Source organism: Pseudomonas sp. PsB, assembly GCF_043658375.1.
Classification (GTDB): domain Bacteria; phylum Pseudomonadota; class Gammaproteobacteria; order Pseudomonadales; family Pseudomonadaceae; genus Aquipseudomonas; species Aquipseudomonas putida_Z.
The window spans coordinates 1-17,731 of the sequence record NZ_JBIGLU010000025.1; the positions used below are offsets into that span (position 1 = coordinate 1).

Genomic DNA, 17,731 nt, shown 5'->3' on the forward strand with positions numbered 1-17,731 from the left:
AGCTCCAGAAAGAAATCGGGAGCACAGCATCGAGGATCAGGTAAGCGCTTTGAATGTGGGGTTCATGGAGCGCTTACGTTATAGAAACGATCCTGGGCTTCCCAACCATGCAGCCTCGGCTCCATGGGTTTGCCGCACTGAGGGCAATAGGCAGGCTGGACATCCGAAAGATAGAGCATAGCGTGAGTCCTTTTTCTGGAGCGGCGCTCCATATTTGGAGGGCCGTAGAATGCACGCTATTGTCATAACCCCGATTCACCGTTGTCCAGAAAAGGTACAAAGGTACAAATGTCCCTCTCGCTTGATGCCACTTCCGCTGACCACTCCGGGTTAGAAAAATAGAAGAAGTAGCATTTCAAGAGAGCTTGGCTTGTATCAATGCCGTTATTGCCGTGAGCTTCTCATCAGGGGATCTGTCGTCAGTTGCATCGACAATGCTTTGGATCGCATGGAGGGTCGTGGACGCATTTGGTTCTGCTTTCAGGATGTCTTGTATTTCAGCATCTTGTGTGAGATGGATATAAGTAGAGAGTGTGCTCTTGGATGCGTGGTATGAGTTTTTGCGAGCGATGGCCATCGCTACGTCTAGAATATTGCTTTCGACATTTTTGAAAGCGTACTGATGTTCTTGGCGACTAATATGGTGAAGTATCGGTGGCGGAAGTTATGATAGGAGATACCTTTGAGGAGTTCTGCGTGTCTTGAAGTCTTGATGACTACGTTGTAATAGGAGTTAAAGGTGGTGCGCGCCAGAGGATATCCAGTATCTTCGCTAACGAATATCCTGTCATGAAGCTCGCTGTGAGGATGGCTGGAACGAGTGAGTAGAACGAATTTGTAGATTTCTTGAAGCTCGGTTCTCGGTATTAGTACCTGGCGTAAGCAACCTTTGTATTTTCCTTTTAAAACGGGGATGTTTGTTACAGGGCCGTTATTTTTATAGGCATTAATAATGGAGCTTGCTGGGATGTTAATGGCTTCTTCTATTCGGCTGCCTGTGTGTTCGAGTAATGTGGCAAGGATGTACCATCTATCAATTATATACTGGTTGGATGTGTAGTCGTGAATTGCTTCATGCCATGCGTTCAGTTCATTGTTTCTTATGAAGCTTGTTGGTTTGGTCGGAGTATCCCTTAGTTCATCTAGGCAGGGATGGGTTAGAAAACGCAGTGGCGTCCGCCTGTTAAGTCTGTAGAAGTCCTCTGTAGCATTAATTTGAAAGTTATGTGCGCGAGGGTCAGTGGTAAGTAGGTTCTGGAATTTGTTTTCTTTTTGCGTGTGCTCTAATAGAGCTAATATGCGTCGGACAATTTTCTTGATTGTGGTCGAGTTTGCCGTTCTAGAGTTTTGTTTGTACTTAACGAAGTCGTAAAGGGTTTCGTCAGTGACATCAAGAATGGTTAACTTGTTGCGTTCTATGTATTTCTGGAAGACGTTTAGAGTATCAGCATGGCTGAACACTGTTTTAATTGCTGGCCGGACCCCATAGCTGTTGGCACCACCGCCGATACTCGTAAGGTAGCTATTGAGCTCCCAGCAAAAGTTTCCTCGGGAGTCAAAAAGCATTGGAAGAGACGGAGGTGTGGTGTGGCCGTGATTAAAAAGGAAGTCAAGACGCGGAGCTTTTGCTACATGTATCATGGTTTCACCAAGGTGAGATGAGCTCTATCAAGTGCCAGGGTGTGGCTTTTCAAAACTTGCTGATATCTGATGTCCTGGCGAGTGTGTTCGTCCACTCTAGCAACCAGTTGCATGTACGCCCTGTAGACTTCGCCTAATGTATTTGTGAGGTAGTCGACTTGATTTTTTAGAGTGGAGATTTCTTCTTGCTGTGAACGCTGGGTTGTTCGCTTTTGAGGTGGGAGGGTTTGTGTGGCGGGCGTGAGGTTGTTGTATGTTTCTAAGGCGGCTGCTAGTTGATCTGAGTATTCAGTGTTGTAGGGTTCTCGCGATGTATTATAAGAGCAAGAAATAACTCCAAGGTCGGCATCTGACCAATTAAGGGCGGACTTGAACGGTATGCCTCTTTTGCTCTTAAGTGCGTCCAGGGAAGGAAGTCTTTGCCGGTCTTCGATTGCTTTTCTAATCAGCAATATTTTGGTAATCAGGCTTTGTGTTTTGGCTTGCTTCTCCTGAAGCTTGGCTGCTGAAGTTTCACCCTTTGAATAACGGCTCATATTATTTACTCGCGTACACAAAGATTTTTTTGTTGTTGATGATTTGGAGTCTTATTTCGCGATGGTTTGCCAGTTCCTGAAGGTGTTCAGATAATAAGGCGTGGTCGCCAAGTTTGATTTCAAGCTCACACTCAGCAAAATTTTCTTGTAGATCTTCGTCGACTAATACGTTTTTGCCTACATGCCCCTCCAAGTAGTCTATTAAGAATTCTAAGGTTTCTCGCTCCCAACCGGGCTGGTTCGCGATATTGGCGTAGTAAAGGGTCACGCTAGGTTCAATGTGCCCCATCATCCAGCGCAATGGTTCAATTTCTGTACTGCCGCTTAGGTAGAAGAAAAAGGCGGCGAAGAAACGCCTGAACTGATGAGGTCGTGCATACCATCTAGTTTCGCCTATCTTAGGTACTTGAATCCAATCGGAGTATTGATCCAGTTTTTTTAGTAGAGTCATTTCACTGCGATCTTTTCCTTTGAATGAGCCGGAGGGCCAGATGGAGGTCATGCCTGGGTGGCGATCCTCCATAAACTCTATGTACTCGTTAATGAAGTCCCAAATGACTTTAGGTATTGGGCGCTTTATAATCTCAAGCTCATGGCTGTTACTGGCTTTCGGGATTTTAAGCTTCAGATCCCACAAGCCATCCAGTTTTGAAATTGTAAGACAGTCAGCGTCGAGCAAGGCGGTACTCAATACTCGGCAAGCTGAAAAAGTATGGATAAGGATGCGTGTTGTGATAGCGTAAAAATCAATTAGTTCATCAGTGGAGATGTGTTCGCGCATAATCGAGTTGCAATAAATACCACCTCTGTTGCTGCCGCACTTACCATATGTTTTAATGTTTAGATGTTGTAGTGCCTTGGGGATTGGTACAGCCTCAAAGGTTTGCTTCTTGAAAATGTGCACATTTGATCTAATTGTGCTTGCGGCATATTTATCTATAATTTCTCTGTTGTAATGGTTGTCCAGTTGCTTTATGTAGGCTCGGATGTGTGGCGCATAGTTGCGATGAAAAACAATAGCATTGCTGATGTAGTGAAATGCAATATTTGTAGGCATCAGTGGGGTTTGGCTTTTATCTACAAATCTGCCGGTCATGCTGTTAATTACATCTGAGATGTCGTGCGTTCCTACCTTAAAGGAATGAATTTGATATTCTTTAGTGGAGTGTAGGTAGGTTAAGTTGGTGCATTTATTTTGGATTGTGGAGATGCTGAGTGTGTCCTCTTCATTCTCTTCATTCTCTTCATTCTCTTCATTTGCTGAGTGCGTACAGGTGAATTCCCGGCAGATGTCAGACCTGTTATTTTTAAGTTTCTGGATTAAGATCTTTTGTGTTATGGGTGGTATGTGCATTCCTGAAATGCAGGATGCAATGTTTTCGCGGCCTCTTGGCGTAGGCCCTAACTGCGTGTCGAGATTGAGTAAATTTATCCCCATGAGCGTGAGGTCGTGAGCTTCTAGGAAGGTCTTTATGTCTTCCAGGGTGATATCGGCTAGGGTGACGATTTTAGGGGGCTGATTTAAGCGGTGCCTGGCTTCATACACATGGTCGGCAATTTCAAAAGCCGTTCTAACAAAGCCGACTAATGCGCACGGTCGTTTTGACTTTGAGCTTTCGATGAGGGCTATCGCTGATGATTGTAAATCTCTGATAAATAAATTCCATATCAGATCTGATGTGGATGACCCATCAAATAGCTGGTAGTCAAAGCTAAGCTTTACATAGCGACTGCTGTTCGGATCTTCCGAAACTGTAACCTTGGTGCCGGTGCGAGGAAGATACCACTTCATATTTGAGGAGTTGGGGTGGATCCAACTAGGAAGGATCGCTTGGGAGGTTGCTGTAGATGGAGAGCTCTTCTTGATTTTTTCATTATTCATTTACGTGTACCTCAAGAAGCTCAAAGTTCATTGGTATCGGAGTAGCGTCCGCCAGTAGCTTGATCATCTTTCGACTGCCTTCGTCTTGGATTTTTGTGATGATTTTCTTGCAAGTCGAGATGAGCTCTTGTTTTGTCCCATATGTCGCGTAAGAGACTATCAACCCAATTGCTTCTGGTGAGCAAAGGAAACAGAATACTTGACCTGGGTTGTGGGTTGTCGTGTGGCGGCTGTTAGTTCTTAAAAATTTCACAGCCTCGATAAACTGCATCTTGGCGCACTCGTAATTATTATTCTTAATGCGGGGGGAGTGGGTTGAGATATCTTCTGCTATTAGTAGTTGAATTTTTTGATGGTCACGTATTCTCTTTCGGTAAACAAATTCTTGAATTGAAGGTGGGATGTAGTTTCTCAGGGCTGTTAGCAGGGAATTTCCTAGGTAAATGGTCGTTTCCAAAGTGTCTCCACCACTCTCAATCCATTTCAGCAGTCCTCGTGAAACCCTAATTTTAGGCATGGTTGGTTCAGCTTCAGCTACCCATGAAGGCAGCGAATCAATGATTGCTTTGAAAGTGTTTTTACGTCTCGTGTCTAAGATACGGTAGAGGTGTTCATCCCCGTGGCGAGTAGGGCTAGAACCATCCATGACGAAAAGATAGTTGGAATTCAAGGCTTTGGAGTGCTGGACTCTCATTTGCAATAGCATCCATAGCGCAGTATGGGCGTCTATACTTTCTGCATCGATTTCAATCTCGTCCGTAGCTTTTGGTGCGTGGCGCTCAATTAATTTGTTAGCCCTAGGTTTAAGGGTGGTGATAGTTATGCCGCCATCTTCTCGGATGGTGACAAATTGACCATCTTTTGTTTTCTTGACTTGGGCATTTGCTAAGTCGAAAACATTTATCCCGAGTTCGTCAATGATGATGCACATGGCCGCCACAGCAAACTCTTCGGTAATTCCCAGGTAGGATTTGATTTTCGTAGTAGACCAGGAATAAATGTGGTGCGCGCCAGGGAAAGATTTGCGTGTAAATAGACCATCTTGTTCTGTGGCTAGGTACGCAACAGAGTTGCTGAAGCCATTTGGATGTGATGGTGAGAAAAAGCTTATATGTTGGCCAGAGCGAGATCCTCTCAGGTTAGGATCTAGGTTGTCTTTTGTGAGTCGGATGGCGGCCACATCGCTTCTGCGAATCATGCCTGGAACTTCCAAAAACCGTGCATAACCCTCTGCTACAATGCGCTTGCATTTGGAGAGAATGACAGTTCTATGTTTTTCGATTTGATGGGCAATCTCGTTAAGAGCGTTTTCCATTGAATTCGCTTGAATGGCATGTTCCAAGGTCAGATAGCCAAGAATGTTGCATTCTTTTTCTGAGAATACGTCTGTCGAGTTTGGGACTGGTAGGATCAGCGCATTGCTAGGTAGCTTTTTGGCTTTTTGAAGCCTGTTCAAGTAATAACGAACGGCGGTGTAGTCAGAGATGACGGTGACTTCTTTGATTGGCTTGCCTGTAATTTCGGATATTGCACTGCGTCGATGAGAGAGAAATTGGCGGCAAGCATTGGTGATTGCCACAGGGTTCCGATACCACTCTGAATCAAGTTCGTGAGCGATCATGAAAAAAACGCGGATGAGGGGCGCCCGGCGCTTCGGAGGATGCTTTTCTACCCAGATTAGGATGTCCTCAGGGCAGCAAGCCCTGATACTATCGACCAAATCTTCCCGCATCCTGCTCATCGCTTTCCTACCTGAAATTGGTTCAGATAGACAGTGTAGTCAGGGATAGGGCTTCCGTAAGGGTAAAGTGTATGAACAGTATGGCTTTGCAACGTGTTGGTTTCTCAGGCGCCAGCCTATATGAACCCAAATCCGTACTGCTTCCCCTGCAGGCCCGCCTGATGTCCCAGGCGCTGCGCAAGATCACCGGCAACATCAAGAACGCCAACTGCCTAGTCATCTTCATTAACCAGATCCGCATGAAGATCGGCGTGATGTTTGGCAACCCGGAAACCACCACCGGGGGTAATGCCCTGAAGTTCTACGCCTCGGTGCGCCTGGACATTCGTCGTACCGGATCGGTGAAAGATGGCGATGAGCAGATCGGGAACGAAACCCGGGTGAAGGTGGTGAAGAACAAAGTTTCTCCACCATTCCGCCAGGCTGAATTCCAAATTCTCTATGGGAAGGGGATCAACAAGCTCGGTGAGATTGTTGATCTTGGGGTAGCTGGTGGCTTGATCGAGAAGTCGGGGGCTTGGTACAGCTACGCAGGTCAGAAGATCGGGCAAGGCAAGGCGAATGCCTGCCAGTATCTGCAGGAGAATCCCGCGGTCAGCGATGAGATCGAGGCGAAGCTCCGCAGCCAGAAGATCACCGGTGTTGCGGTGATCACCGACTCACATGGTGATGACGATCAAGAGGTTGCATAGACCAACTGAAAAGGCCGCCAATTTGGGCGGCCTTCTGTTTTGTGATCAGTGATTCCCGATGCCGTACATCCGGTACATATGTCGGGCAAGCTCGGCCGGTTTACCCGAGAAGGATACAGCCCCAGTTTCCCTAGCAGCATCAGGCATCGAACGGGCCTGGCTGGACTCCGCATCCTGGGCCATAACGATCTTCGCCTTTCCTTTCAGATCACGAATTCCCGAGGCACCGTCATCCCCCATCCCGGTGAGGATGATCACTCCAAGCTTCCCTGCAATCGAACTGAACACAGACCGAATCACGCTGTTAATCGACGGGCTGTAGGTGTTTGGCTTGACCGGCCGGAGTTGGATCACCCCGCTTCGTACTTCAACTGTGGTGTCACGGGGGACAACGAAGATGGTACCGGCCTTAAGCTTGGCGCCATGCTCGGCCGCGACCACCTCCCACCGCGAGGTACATTCGCGTACCCGCTGGACATAGGTGTTGAATGCAGCTTCGGTGAGGTGCTGGACCAAGAAAATACTGACTGGCAACGTGGGTAACTCGCCAAGAAAATCCCGGATAGCTTGAGGCCCGCCAGAGCTACAGCCGATCACCCAGGTGTCGTTCGCGTTTCGGGATTCAATCTCGGCTTTCCTCGCATCTAAGCTTTCTGCGAGGTCGGGGATGCTTCGCTTAAGCTCATCGACAAGCTTGTTGCACCAGGCCTGACGTTCTGCAGCGCTCATCGAATACAACTCACGTTCGTTGAGCACACAGACAGGCTCATCTCGTCCCAACATTTCGAGGACATCTTCTGAGTTGAGAATCGCCTCGTCGCTGAAGTCGACGATCAGTGCGTGAACGCCAGTCGCTGACAGGTCTCCATTCTCCACGTGGCTCATGTCATAGACCGTGAGTTCTCCGACAACTGGCGAGAGAACCTCTTGGATGAGAGCCACTTGGACGTTGCTAGTTGAAATGATACCGACTCTCATGCAGCTGACCCTTGCAATGCTTGATCTGGGCGAACTTCTGCAATCGCGTTATCGAGCGCGATGCTGTCGCACGGCTTGTTCAGATAAACGTTTACGCCAGCTCGCAGGGCCTCGTCCTCGAGATTTGTGCGAGTGGTGAGCATGATGATTGGTACCTCATTGAATTCAACCCGGGCTCGCAGTGCCTTTGTGAGTTCCAAGCCAGTCATTCGAGGCATTTCCATGTCCACCATGACGATTTCGGGGAGTCTCTCGAGAGGGAGCATGTCCATTGCGTCCTGCCCGTCGCGGGCAGTAATGACCGTATACCCACGAGCCTCGAAGTGCTTCTGCAACAGCTTGCGATAACTCGTAGCATCGTCAACGACGAGGCAGACCGGTTTGAGATCTCGTTTCACAGACTTGACACGGTTTTGCCGAACCTTGAAGCCGGTGTCTGTCCGCTTGAGGTTGAGCCTCACCAGCTCCATGACATCGATGACGAAGACCGGCGAACCGTCTTGCATCTCTGTCTCGCCAATGATCCCGCGCACTTTGGAAAGGATGCCGTCCAGCTTCCTGATGTGGATCTCGGGCATTGAATCAGTGCTGTCGACCTCAATACCAATAGCCATTTCGCCTTGTTGACACAGAATGACCAGGACCTCCTGGTCCAAATCGTGAGTGGAACGCATCTCAGGCATTGCAAGTAGGTCGGCCAGATGCACAACCTCGAAGGACTTTCCTTCGTGATGAAGTACCGCTTTCCCCTTCTCCAACCGCTGTTTTTCCAGATCGGCTCGGGAGCACTGGATGATCTGGTACATGGTGTAGCTGGGAATCGCAAACCATTGACTGCCCGTACGGCAGATGAGAGCTCGGTTCGAGCCGATAGTGAATGGCATTTCCAAAGTGAAGGTCGTACCCCAGCCTACCTTGCTGTCAATTACCAGCCGGCCGCCCATGCTTTCTACCGTCGTAGCGACAATGTCCATACCAACACCGCGGCCGGACAGCTGAGAGACTTTTGCTGCAGTAGAGAACCCATTGTGAGTGATGAGTCTCAGGAGATCCGATTCGGTCAGTTGATCATCCTGCCTGATGATGCCTTTCTCCAGTGCCTTAGCCTTGATCATCGTGGTATCGATGCCTTTGCCATCGTCCTTGACAGTGATGACGATGTTCTTAGCTCGTCGGCAGACGTTTACCTCCAAGCTGCCATGCGCGGATTTCCCTTGAGCAATCCGCTGTGCTTCAGGCTCGATACCATGGTCGAGAGCATTGTTGAGTAGGTGGACCAGTGGATCACGCACAGCATCGAGCATGACTTTGTCCACGATTACGTCGCCACCGGTGAAAACGGTGTCTACTTTCTTCCCTAGTTTTGAAGACTCACGCTCGATGAGGTTGGTCAGGGCTGGACGAATGTTTTGGAACGGTACCAGGCGGCTATCGAGAAGATCTCGTTGCAGGCTGCTGATGAGCCCCGCCTGTTGACGGTAGGAGTCTTTGATCAGCTTGCCCTGTGCGAACATTTCCTCGACGTCTTGGATGGTCTGGGCCAGTTGAGCCCCCATGGTCACATTGAGAGCTGAAAGATCATTGAATCGCTCAAGCTGAAAATCACCTGCCGATTGATGGGCCAAGGCGGTTGGAACGGGTTGGTTTGTGTGAAGACGCAGGGCGCTGGTGAACTTCATGTGGTTCAACTGTTGCGCCTCGAGCTTCTCCCGAATGATAGTTACGATCATCATCAACTCGGCATGCAGCGCCTGTTGGCGATATCGGGCTGCGGTCAGCTCGCTGGACTGCTCGACTGCAGTGTCCAGTAGTCGCTGATCCACTTTGATTTTTTCCGAGCCACCGCTTCGACGCTTGCTGCCGACACCGTGGATGGAGTCATGGGCTTTCGCCAGGATCTCGCGAATCACCGAGCTGCTGACAGGCTTGGTTGGGGCAGATTTAGAGGTTATGCCTTCGACCGACTCGCGAAGAGTTCTGCTTTGCCGCTCTGGCTCATGGTGTACTTCCTGCTCTTGTACAGTGACGGCAGAAATTGACGGTGGGACTTCAACGAGTTCGGGAATTGCTACAGGTGCCGGCACTGACTTGCCAGACTCTTCGGGGGTAGCTTCCGGGACGGCGGGCAAAGCTGGACTCTCGACCTCGACTGAGTCTTCCGGCTCCGAGGACACCACCAGACTGTCTTCCTGAGCGGGTTGAGCGTGAGCTGCCATACGGGCCGCGTGACGTTTTGCACCACCTTTTCCTCGAGACCTGCGACGAGTCTTTTTGTGTCCTGACTCTTCCTCCGCCAAAGAGATTTCCTCACCCTGAGGATGGACGATGCCTTGCTCGAACTCTTCAGTCTTAGGCGTTTCTTCTTCAAGCTCTGCGATAGATTGTGCTTCACAAGCTTCTAGGGTTTCGGCCCTGGCATCTTGGGTGGCCACCTTCTCTAGCTGGATATCTTGAAGGAGGACCTCGCCGGCTGTGCAGGGCTCTTGAGCAAGAAGGCCAAGATCCACTCGATTATGCTGGACTGCAGCTTCAACGCAACGGATCAAGGCCGAGGGAACTTCGTACCCGACAGCGCGACGCATCGCGCTAGTCATTTGATCCAATGCGACCAAAACATACTCGACCAGCCTGGCGCAGTCATCTGATGCAGGAATGATGCTCAGGGAAAGACTCTCGAAGAGGCTTTCCATGTAATGGGTAATCTCTCTGATAGAAGCTGCCTCTGCCATAGCTGCAGCGCCCTTCAGAGTATGCATCTGCCGCTTGATGGTGGTAACCAGGTCATGGTCATCCATCTGGCCCATCCAGCGGTCTACGTTCAGCTGAAGCTGAGGGAGAACTTCCTCGGCTTCTTCAATATAGAACTCAGCCATCTCCGGGTTGTATTCAATCGCCGGCGGGGCAGAAGGCTGCTGCGCATGCTTGGTGGTGGACTCTTGTACATCATCGCTTTCAGAGTTTCCCGGTTTAGCATGCGAAACTGGGTTCAAATTTTCCGGCTGATGACTTTCCTGCGGAGCATCCGGTTCCGGTTTAGCATGCGAAACTGGAGTGACCTGAGCGACCTCAACGTACTCAGCCTCTTCCGCCCCGCACCCCAATGCCTGGACAACCTCTAGCCAGGAGTGAAGTGCGGGAGTTTCAGTCTTCCAAGGGAAAGCTTGCTGGAAACGTTCAGCATCTGCCAGGAAATCCAGGAGGGCTTCTACATCACCCTGGAGCAGTTCGGCCTCTTCACTTCTCAACTGGAACAGGCGAGTCTCTAGGGCTGCAAATGCACTTGCAAGCGGGAGGCAATCAGCACTGGACGAAATTCCATGAAGGGTATGAGCGACACGGCAAAACGCTTCGTTGACGTCTTTTCGCCCGCTTTTGAGATACGCACTCATTGCTGCGTATTGCTCGGTGAACTCCTGACGGAAGATATCGATCAGGACCGGATCGACGCCCTCGGGCATTTCCCGTTCTTGCTCATGGGCCAGTATCACTGCATCCGGCTCGGCAACGACTTGCTCGAGCTTGTTCTGGACTGCAGGCTGATGAGTTGCGTTAGTAGACGATGCCGGTATCTCTGAATGAGACGTGTATGCCAACTGCATTTCCGGATCAGCTTTAGCCATGAGTGCATCGGCCACATCTTTCACAAACAAGGAGACCTTGTTCCTGAGAGAATATTCATCCATGCAGCGGAGGCACATCTCCACGCCGGAGCGCAGCAAGTCATGCTCCTCCGCATGGTCGAAATCCTCTTTCAGGGCTCGGTTTGTTACGCCTTTGCTGAAGGCAGCAACACCACTGGCGATCTTTCCGAACGACTCATGACCGTGCATACGGGCGGCCATGGAGAGGCGGTCTGCAGCCTTGTAGAGTTGCTCAATGGACGAACGACTACGCAGGTCGAGGCTCGTGAAGCTATCTTCGAAGACGCTCCTCAGCTCGAAAAGCTCGGTGAGGAACGGATCATCGTCTTCGCGTACCTCTTCCTGGGCTGCCTCAAATTTAATCAAAAGTTCGTTGGTGGTTACCGGAGCCACCTCCGTGAAATCTATCCCGAGTTCGCGGAGAGCTTCAGCTGCCTTCGTCAGGTTTTCGGGATCAGGTTCAAGTTTGGATTTGATGGCTTCGAGGTACATCTCAATCGCCACCAAGGCTTTCGCCAGCAGATCCAGCTCCGGGCTGTACGTGAGTTCCGCATTATCTAGGAGACCTACCATCCCAGAGCAGACTGCACCGAGCAAATCACCAACCTGTTCTGCTCCCGAAAACTTCAAGGCCGCAGCAGTATTGACGAGAGATGCAAGTCCGTCCTTCAGTTCATCCTGGCCAATGCCACTTTCTACGTGAACCGAAACGGAACGACGAGTCTTCACCACTTCGATCAAACATTCCGAGACGAGTGTGTCCAGAACGTCGGCACCGACACCCTCAATGTTCAGTGCCTTTGTCGCGTCATTTTCATTGATGAGATTGATGCGCTCGTCGAGGTAGAGGATGTAAGACTTCAGATCGTCTACCACCTCGGCAGCGATGGCAGAAATACCTTCCTTGCCAGCCACGAGTGCGATGGACTTATTGGCAACCCCTGCAAGCTCATCCTCGCCCACCATATAGAACACGTTCGCTACTGAACGCATCGCCGCGCTATATGCAGACAGCTGGACATTGAAGATGTCGTCAGAGCGTGCCCCCAGGGCCCGCCCCAGAGAGACCATGGCTGCATCCAGAAGAGGCTTCAGCTCCAGGACGACGTCAGCAATGGTTGTAGCCTCAGTAGATTCGAGCTTGCTCTGAAGCTTTGCCAACGAGTCGGTGTCGACTGACTTCCCGACATTGAACACCCTCAACGCGGCTTCGATGCTAGGCGTGCTTTTTGAACCTAGGCTCAGTACGTAGAGCAACGACTTGAAGCGATCGATACCCAGGACTTCCAGGGCGGCTTCTTCACCACCTAGACCGATTTTCTGAACCGCGACAGAGAGCATGCGGACCTGGGAGACGGTGTTACCGCCACTACGAAGGCCCCCGATGGCAAGTGCCTCGAGTAGACACTCACCAACCCACCAGAAATCGCCCACTTCCGGCTTATGAGAAACTTCCTGGAGTTCTCGGAGGACCTGGCGCATGTCCGCCAGCGCCCCTTTATTCTGGGTCCCAATGTAGGAACTGAAGGCTGTCTGGAAGCGACGAGATGAGGTCGAGAAGACCTCCTGCTGCCGGGCATCGTCAACGTTATGAATCTTGCGGGGAGGATCAACAAACTCGAATGAGAGCATGCTAGGGGGGAGGCTGTCCTCGACAAGCAAGGGAACGCCCCTGACCTCACGGATTTCATTGATCTGCCTGGAGAGGATGCCAGGAGCATCAGGGGCTCCATCAATGACCATCTTGAGATAGTTTGGCAGCATGATCATGCCGGACATCATGGCGAGAATTGCGGGGGCCACCTTCTCCTCTTCGAGGAGTTTTTCTTGGACACTGGTGCAGACTACCCGCATTTCAACCGATAAAGCCGAGCCTCCGGGGCTATCGCAGACAGTCAGCGCAGAGTGAATCAACTCTACGTGTTCACTGACGTTGCGGAATGCATCGGCCATCGCCTTCCTCTGGTTGGCAAACCATTCAGCCTGTGCCCCTTGAGGAGGATTCTGTAGATCAGCATGTTTTTTGAAGTAGGTGTCGATAGACGCCTTGGCGATCTCGACGCTCTTGATGATCGGGGGCCGAATCCAGGAAAGATGTGCCGCGTGGACATTCTTGGGCATTGCTAAGCAACCCTTACAAAGAGATTGAGAAGGTGGTTAGGGAGTCGCTTCAACCCCAGCGGATTCCAGTTACCGTCCTCTGCGGGGCCGGTCAGTAAGTACCCCCCAATCGGCAACATGGCCGCCAGCTTCTGCAGTATTAGGTGCCGCGTTTCGACGCGGTAATAGATCAGCATGTTCTGGGTGATGATCACGTCAGGAGCGGTGAAGTTCACCGGACGCTCAGCAAGAATGTTGTGCTGCTCAAAGGTGACCATGTCTCGTATCCAGGCGTGAAACCTGACCTCATGCTGGCCTTGTGGTGCAGCGACATCGAGTCGTATCTCGGGGTGCCCGCGGTAGATCCCCTGCCGCGCTTTATCGATACATGGCTGGGACACATCGGTGCCATGCACATGAAATGCTGCATGTCCAGCGCGAAGCAATGTGCATGCGATGCTGTAGGGCTCTTCACCTGTTGAGCAACCGACTGACAAGACTCTGGGAGGTCTACGAATATCAGCACAGGCGTCACGGATAGCAGATAACGATGGGGGATATCGGAAAAACCGAGTTTCGTGATTGGTCGCCAGGTGCAGAATCTGGAATCTCTGCGCTTCCTCCAAACGCCCAGACACGAACAGCTTGAACAGGCTTTCGAGGGTCTCACCAGTTTCGCATGCGAAACTGGTAAGGGCCCTCGCAAAGGCAACACGCCGGTGCTCGTCAATTTCGATGGCAAAGCGCTCCTCGATGATCTTCATCCAAGAGTTGGCCATCCCCTCATCGAGAATCAGATCATCGACTGTATTCATGCGCGTTCGCGTTGCTTGCTGTAGAAGTCTTGAATGCCACTGTGCAGGTTCTGAGCTTGGCGATTCAGGTTGTTCATTGCAGATGCAGTCTGCTCGCTCGCAGCCGAGTTTTCGGAAGCGTAGTGACGAATAGAGCTCATCGTCTCGGATACCTCGGACGACTGAGAAATGAGGCTATTGGTCCGCTGATTGACGTCGTCAACACTCGTGGTGAGGCTCTCAGTAATGCTCTGAATGTCTTTCAGGGAAGCGAGCGCCGCATTGGAGCGGGTCAGCAGGCCCTGCATTTCGCTCAGTGATATGTCAACAGCGGTCTGGGTATCGCGAGCAGCTTCATTCATGTCCTTGAGCAGTTGCCCAATCTCGCTCACCACAGCTTTCGACTGGGTGCTGAGGTCCTGGACCGCTTCACCGCTCTTAGCCATCGCACGGGACAGCTCGGTATTGCCCTCGACTTGGTCCGATACCAGGTAGGCGTTGTAAGCAACCAGCTCGGACTTTGTCGCAACCTCTTTTACGAACTCACTGATCCTTTCCAGCATCTGGAACCGTTCGATCAGATGCTTGTTTCGATGCTGGATAGAGTTCAGGTGCTGGGTCTGGACCAAAATACCTTCGTGCACACCATTCACAGACTCACTGCCGGCGTGGACTTTGTTAGCCACGCTGTTGGCAACGCGCTGGGTATCACCCATGAGCTGCTGGATCAGATTGATGAAGGTATTCATGTCTGCGATCAGAGAGCTGATGTGCTCGATCGCCCGGAATTGCTCGTCACGATTGCGGTCAACATTGCGAGCTGTGGTGATGGTTTGTTCCGTCGCCGCAGCAAGCCCCATTACGGTCTGGCTGGTTTCGGTGAAAATCTCATGGAACCGCGCGAATACCTGGTTGAGCAGTTTCGCGATCTCTTTGGTGGAATCGCGATCATCTGTCAGGGTAAGGTCCAACTCTCCCCGCCCTACTCGCTCAATTTCAGTCAAAAGGAGACTCAGCTCCTTGGACCGTTCACGCTGACTACCCTCAATCGTGCTGCCGCGGGTTTCAACCGCCTGAGCCCGAGAAGCAGATACACGAGCCACCAAGAGGACACTCAGGATCGCGAGGCCGATAGTTAGAGCACCCAGGACTGCCACGAGAGTTGGGTTGATGGCTCGTGCATCCGGCAAAGCCTTCACCGAAGCGATCAAGGTATCTGTCGAAGACGCGATCTTGTCCCGTGCCTGCCAGATTTCTTTAGCATGCGGAAGATTCTGGGCCGAGTTGGCGGAAAGGCCGCTTGCCTGGCTGATCAGGCTCTGAGCGGATTGAGCGCTTCGGTAGCTTTTGATCAACTCATCCATCATCGCCTTGTCACGAGGCAACGAATTCCCGAATGCGGTGAGCGCGCCTAAATACTTGCTAACCCCTGCCTCTGCGCCTTGCAGCCCGGTGGCATCGACCACTGTAGTAGCAGTTACTCCCGCTACGTCAGCTTCCAGCTCAGTGAGGGCCTGAGCCAGCTGGCTCTTCTGCTGGGAAGTAGCATTCAGCTTAGATAGCAGCGCTTCAGCCGAGCGGCCACTCTCAATCACTTTCACAACGGCCGTCTTCGCCTCCTTGGCGGATCGGCTGAAGGCTTCGGTCCCAGACTGTCCACTGATCAGTTTGGCGATCGAGGGGGCAATGCCATCCCAGGAAGCACTCAGGGACTCCAGGCTACGCAGTACCGATTCCGGTGCGCCGGGAATACCCTTGATTGGGTCTCCATTCCGAAGATGCATCAGGGCGCGCTCTACCTGACTTTCCGCCTCGACGAGCTGGCTTGCATATGCACCATCAGCCGCTGCTTTGTCTGCCAAGTAGATGGTTTGCATAGCGGCGGACTTCAGTTCGTAGGTTTCAGCCACATAAAAGGAATCAGCCCGAGTGTCTTTAAGGAAGCTGTATCCAGTCCATGCAGCCGCGCTGCCAGTTGCGATCAGCAGGACCGCGGTAAGGGGAACGAAGGAAAAATTGTTGCTCATGCGGTCCTGTCTCATGTGAGGTCAATCGTTTGCATTTTGGGATCGGCAATTAGCGCCTGAATGTCGATGACAGCCCACGTCCGGGCGTCGCCTGTTACGACTCCGACTAGGCAAGCACCTAACCCGGGTGGGATCTTCAAATTGGCATTTGGGGCGTCAGTGAGGTTGCCCGAAGGGATGAACCCAACCACTTGATCTACGATGACGCCTACGTCACCCACATCAGCTCCGCCCCGGACGATCAAGGCCACTGGGTTACTGTGTTCTGCCCTGGACATGGTCTGAGGGATCGAGAGGAACCGAGCTATGTTCACGAAAGGAATGATGTCTCCATCCAGCTTGGTTGCCCCGAGCAACCAGGGCTTCGTTCCGGGCACTTGCGTGGGACTAACAGGAACCTGAGTGATGGCGTTTACCGCCAATGAAGGGCTCAAGCAGTAGGTATCGCCGATCCGATACCCAATGCACTTGTAACGACCGCTGGAGATATCACTGCTCATCGATAATCGCTTCCATATCAATGAGTGCTTTCGCGATCTTGTCGCCTGTGAACGGCTTGGTCAGGTAGAGATCTGCGCCTGCCAAGAGCCCTTTCTGTATGTCGAAAGGTGAACTCGCACTGGAAAGCATGGCGATGGGTAGGTGCTTGAATTGAGTCGAAGCTCGTAGTATTGAGGCAAGCTTCAATCCGTCCAGGTTAGGCATTTCGATGTCGATGAAGCACGCATCAGGCCTAGCCTCGCGAATAACACGCAGGGCCTCGTACCCATCCTTTGCGAGGTGAACCTCGATATCAGCTTTCTGCAGAAAGCCGGCCCCCATCTTCCGCATTCCGGGGGAGTCGTCGACGATGCAGACAGATCGAATATTGGACATGGAACAACTCCTGATTCATGCCCTAATAATGTTCAGGAGGTGCCCTCTTCTGGACGTACCTGCCCTTACCGACCTCAAGCAGGTAAAAACTGGTCATATCTCAATGCACGGTTATGGTCCTCCCTTGTTTCTGGAGGACCTATGCGTAAGTCAAACCACCGGGCTGCATTCGCCAGTGATCCCAAATTTCTGGAGCGGATTGCAAGGCAGCTCCAAAGCGAGCCAACATCTACCCCGCCCTCCCCTGCTGATAAAAAACCGAGCAAGGCCGTCCAGCGCCTCGAAAAAGTCCAAACCGCCAATATGGATGGGAGGAAAGACAGGATTAGCCTGGAATCTACATCCAGGGTACTGACCATTTGCTTCCCCGGGGCGAAGCTGGTCTCTCTCAACACCATGCTCCGCGTCCACGACGCCAAGGCCACCCGCCTGAAGAACACATGGCTGAAACGAGTGGAGGCCCTTCGATACACCTACAAGGCTGTTCTCGAGGAATGGATAGCCATTGCGACCTATCCTCTGTTGGTCGAGGAGGTATACATCACAGGTGAGAGCAGCTTGCTCGACCCAGAAAGTGTTACCGCGGCCTGCAAACCGGTTATTGATGCACTTGTTACGAATGGGTTCTTGCCGGACGATGATCCATCCCACATTGCTCACCCCCTACCCTACACTTCCAGAGGCGAGTCTCCTGGCCTGGTGATCTGCTTACGTCCTGCAGGGCGGCCTTGGGGACTAATCGAAGATGCAACGATTCAGGTGGCCAGCTCATTAGGGCGTTGATTTTTGCGGCCAATCCGTTATCCCTCGTGTATCATGTTTC

Annotated in this window: 12 protein-coding genes and 1 pseudogene; 2 read left to right on the forward strand and 11 right to left on the reverse strand. The window is 51.5% G+C overall.

Annotation, left to right across the window (positions count from 1 at the left end):
• Nucleotides 1-355 precede the first annotated feature (355 nt).
• Genes ACGLHT_RS23160 through ACGLHT_RS23180 form a run of 5 tightly spaced genes read right to left on the reverse strand, consistent with a single transcriptional unit; the run spans nucleotide 356 to nucleotide 5,680 of the window.
• Nucleotides 356-577: a hypothetical protein gene (locus ACGLHT_RS23160; RefSeq protein WP_180705492.1), complete on the reverse strand. Its 222-nt coding sequence runs from the start codon at nucleotides 575-577 to the stop codon at nucleotides 356-358.
• A gap of 8 nt (nucleotides 578-585) precedes the next feature.
• The gene (locus ACGLHT_RS23165) at nucleotides 586-1,641 is read right to left on the reverse strand and encodes a site-specific integrase (RefSeq protein WP_180705491.1); all 1,056 of its coding nucleotides are present in this window, start codon (nucleotides 1,639-1,641) and stop codon (nucleotides 586-588) included.
• On the reverse strand, nucleotides 1,638-2,177 hold the full coding sequence (locus ACGLHT_RS23170) for a hypothetical protein (protein WP_032489556.1): 540 nt from the start codon (nucleotides 2,175-2,177) through the stop codon (nucleotides 1,638-1,640). The genes ACGLHT_RS23165 and ACGLHT_RS23170 overlap by 4 nt, the downstream gene beginning before the upstream one ends.
• A gap of 1 nt (nucleotide 2,178) precedes the next feature.
• Nucleotides 2,179-4,059, reverse strand: coding sequence for a hypothetical protein (locus ACGLHT_RS23175; protein ID WP_124082590.1), 1,881 nt, complete (start codon nucleotides 4,057-4,059; stop codon nucleotides 2,179-2,181).
• Entirely contained in the window at nucleotides 4,052-5,680 is a 1,629-nt protein-coding gene (locus ACGLHT_RS23180; RefSeq protein WP_169715795.1) for a hypothetical protein, read from the reverse strand. The genes ACGLHT_RS23175 and ACGLHT_RS23180 overlap by 8 nt, the downstream gene beginning before the upstream one ends.
• A gap of 266 nt (nucleotides 5,681-5,946) precedes the next feature.
• On the opposite strand from ACGLHT_RS23180, the pseudogene ACGLHT_RS23185 reads away from it, so the two are divergent.
• Nucleotides 5,947-6,492, forward strand: a pseudogene (locus ACGLHT_RS23185) (DNA recombination/repair protein RecA); the annotation flags it as partial.
• Between the two features lie 45 nt (nucleotides 6,493-6,537).
• On the opposite strand, the gene ACGLHT_RS23190 reads toward ACGLHT_RS23185, so the two are convergent.
• Genes ACGLHT_RS23190 through ACGLHT_RS23215 form a run of 6 tightly spaced genes read right to left on the reverse strand, consistent with a single transcriptional unit; the run spans nucleotide 6,538 to nucleotide 16,908 of the window.
• Complete coding sequence (locus tag ACGLHT_RS23190) at nucleotides 6,538-7,470, reverse strand: chemotaxis protein CheB (RefSeq protein ID WP_010792602.1); 933 nt, start codon at nucleotides 7,468-7,470, stop codon at nucleotides 6,538-6,540.
• Nucleotides 7,467-13,232, reverse strand: coding sequence for a response regulator (locus tag ACGLHT_RS23195; protein WP_274120958.1), 5,766 nt, complete (start codon nucleotides 13,230-13,232; stop codon nucleotides 7,467-7,469). The genes ACGLHT_RS23190 and ACGLHT_RS23195 overlap by 4 nt, the downstream gene beginning before the upstream one ends.
• A 2-nt stretch (nucleotides 13,233-13,234) precedes the next feature.
• The gene (locus tag ACGLHT_RS23200) at nucleotides 13,235-14,026 is read right to left on the reverse strand and encodes a protein-glutamate O-methyltransferase CheR (protein WP_019439029.1); all 792 of its coding nucleotides are present in this window, start codon (nucleotides 14,024-14,026) and stop codon (nucleotides 13,235-13,237) included.
• A complete protein-coding gene (locus ACGLHT_RS23205; RefSeq protein WP_021018430.1) occupies nucleotides 14,023-16,032 on the reverse strand; it encodes a methyl-accepting chemotaxis protein in 2,010 nt (669 codons plus the stop codon). Before ACGLHT_RS23205 ends, ACGLHT_RS23200 begins: the two co-directional genes overlap by 4 nt.
• An 11-nt stretch (nucleotides 16,033-16,043) precedes the next feature.
• On the reverse strand, nucleotides 16,044-16,532 hold the full coding sequence (locus ACGLHT_RS23210) for a chemotaxis protein CheW (protein ID WP_019439027.1): 489 nt from the start codon (nucleotides 16,530-16,532) through the stop codon (nucleotides 16,044-16,046).
• On the reverse strand, nucleotides 16,522-16,908 hold the full coding sequence (locus ACGLHT_RS23215) for a response regulator (RefSeq protein WP_010792598.1): 387 nt from the start codon (nucleotides 16,906-16,908) through the stop codon (nucleotides 16,522-16,524). Before ACGLHT_RS23215 ends, ACGLHT_RS23210 begins: the two co-directional genes overlap by 11 nt.
• A 141-nt stretch (nucleotides 16,909-17,049) precedes the next feature.
• On the opposite strand from ACGLHT_RS23215, the gene ACGLHT_RS23220 reads away from it, so the two are divergent.
• The gene (locus ACGLHT_RS23220) at nucleotides 17,050-17,691 is read left to right on the forward strand and encodes a hypothetical protein (protein WP_123085501.1); all 642 of its coding nucleotides are present in this window, start codon (nucleotides 17,050-17,052) and stop codon (nucleotides 17,689-17,691) included.
• Nucleotides 17,692-17,731: the final 40 nt, after the last annotated feature.

Excerpts from the sequence above, each read along its gene's own strand:
- ACGLHT_RS23165 (WP_180705491.1), bottom strand. The coding sequence starts at position 1,641 with ATGATACATGTAGCAAAAGCTCCGCGTCTTGACTTCCTTTTTAATCAC.
- ACGLHT_RS23195 (WP_274120958.1), bottom strand. The coding sequence starts at position 13,232 with ATGCCCAAGAATGTCCACGCGGCACATCTTTCCTGGATTCGGCCCCCG.
- ACGLHT_RS23215 (WP_010792598.1), bottom strand. The coding sequence starts at position 16,908 with ATGTCCAATATTCGATCTGTCTGCATCGTCGACGACTCCCCCGGAATG.
- ACGLHT_RS23210 (WP_019439027.1), bottom strand. The coding sequence starts at position 16,532 with ATGAGCAGTGATATCTCCAGCGGTCGTTACAAGTGCATTGGGTATCGG.
- ACGLHT_RS23160 (WP_180705492.1), bottom strand. The coding sequence starts at position 577 with ATGGCCATCGCTCGCAAAAACTCATACCACGCATCCAAGAGCACACTC.
- ACGLHT_RS23190 (WP_010792602.1), bottom strand. The coding sequence starts at position 7,470 with ATGAGAGTCGGTATCATTTCAACTAGCAACGTCCAAGTGGCTCTCATC.
- ACGLHT_RS23220 (WP_123085501.1), top strand. The coding sequence starts at position 17,050 with ATGCGTAAGTCAAACCACCGGGCTGCATTCGCCAGTGATCCCAAATTT.
- ACGLHT_RS23205 (WP_021018430.1), bottom strand. The coding sequence starts at position 16,032 with ATGAGCAACAATTTTTCCTTCGTTCCCCTTACCGCGGTCCTGCTGATC.
- ACGLHT_RS23170 (WP_032489556.1), bottom strand. The coding sequence starts at position 2,177 with ATGAGCCGTTATTCAAAGGGTGAAACTTCAGCAGCCAAGCTTCAGGAG.
- ACGLHT_RS23180 (WP_169715795.1), bottom strand. The coding sequence starts at position 5,680 with ATGATCGCTCACGAACTTGATTCAGAGTGGTATCGGAACCCTGTGGCA.
- ACGLHT_RS23175 (WP_124082590.1), bottom strand. The coding sequence starts at position 4,059 with ATGAATAATGAAAAAATCAAGAAGAGCTCTCCATCTACAGCAACCTCC.
- ACGLHT_RS23200 (WP_019439029.1), bottom strand. The coding sequence starts at position 14,026 with ATGAATACAGTCGATGATCTGATTCTCGATGAGGGGATGGCCAACTCT.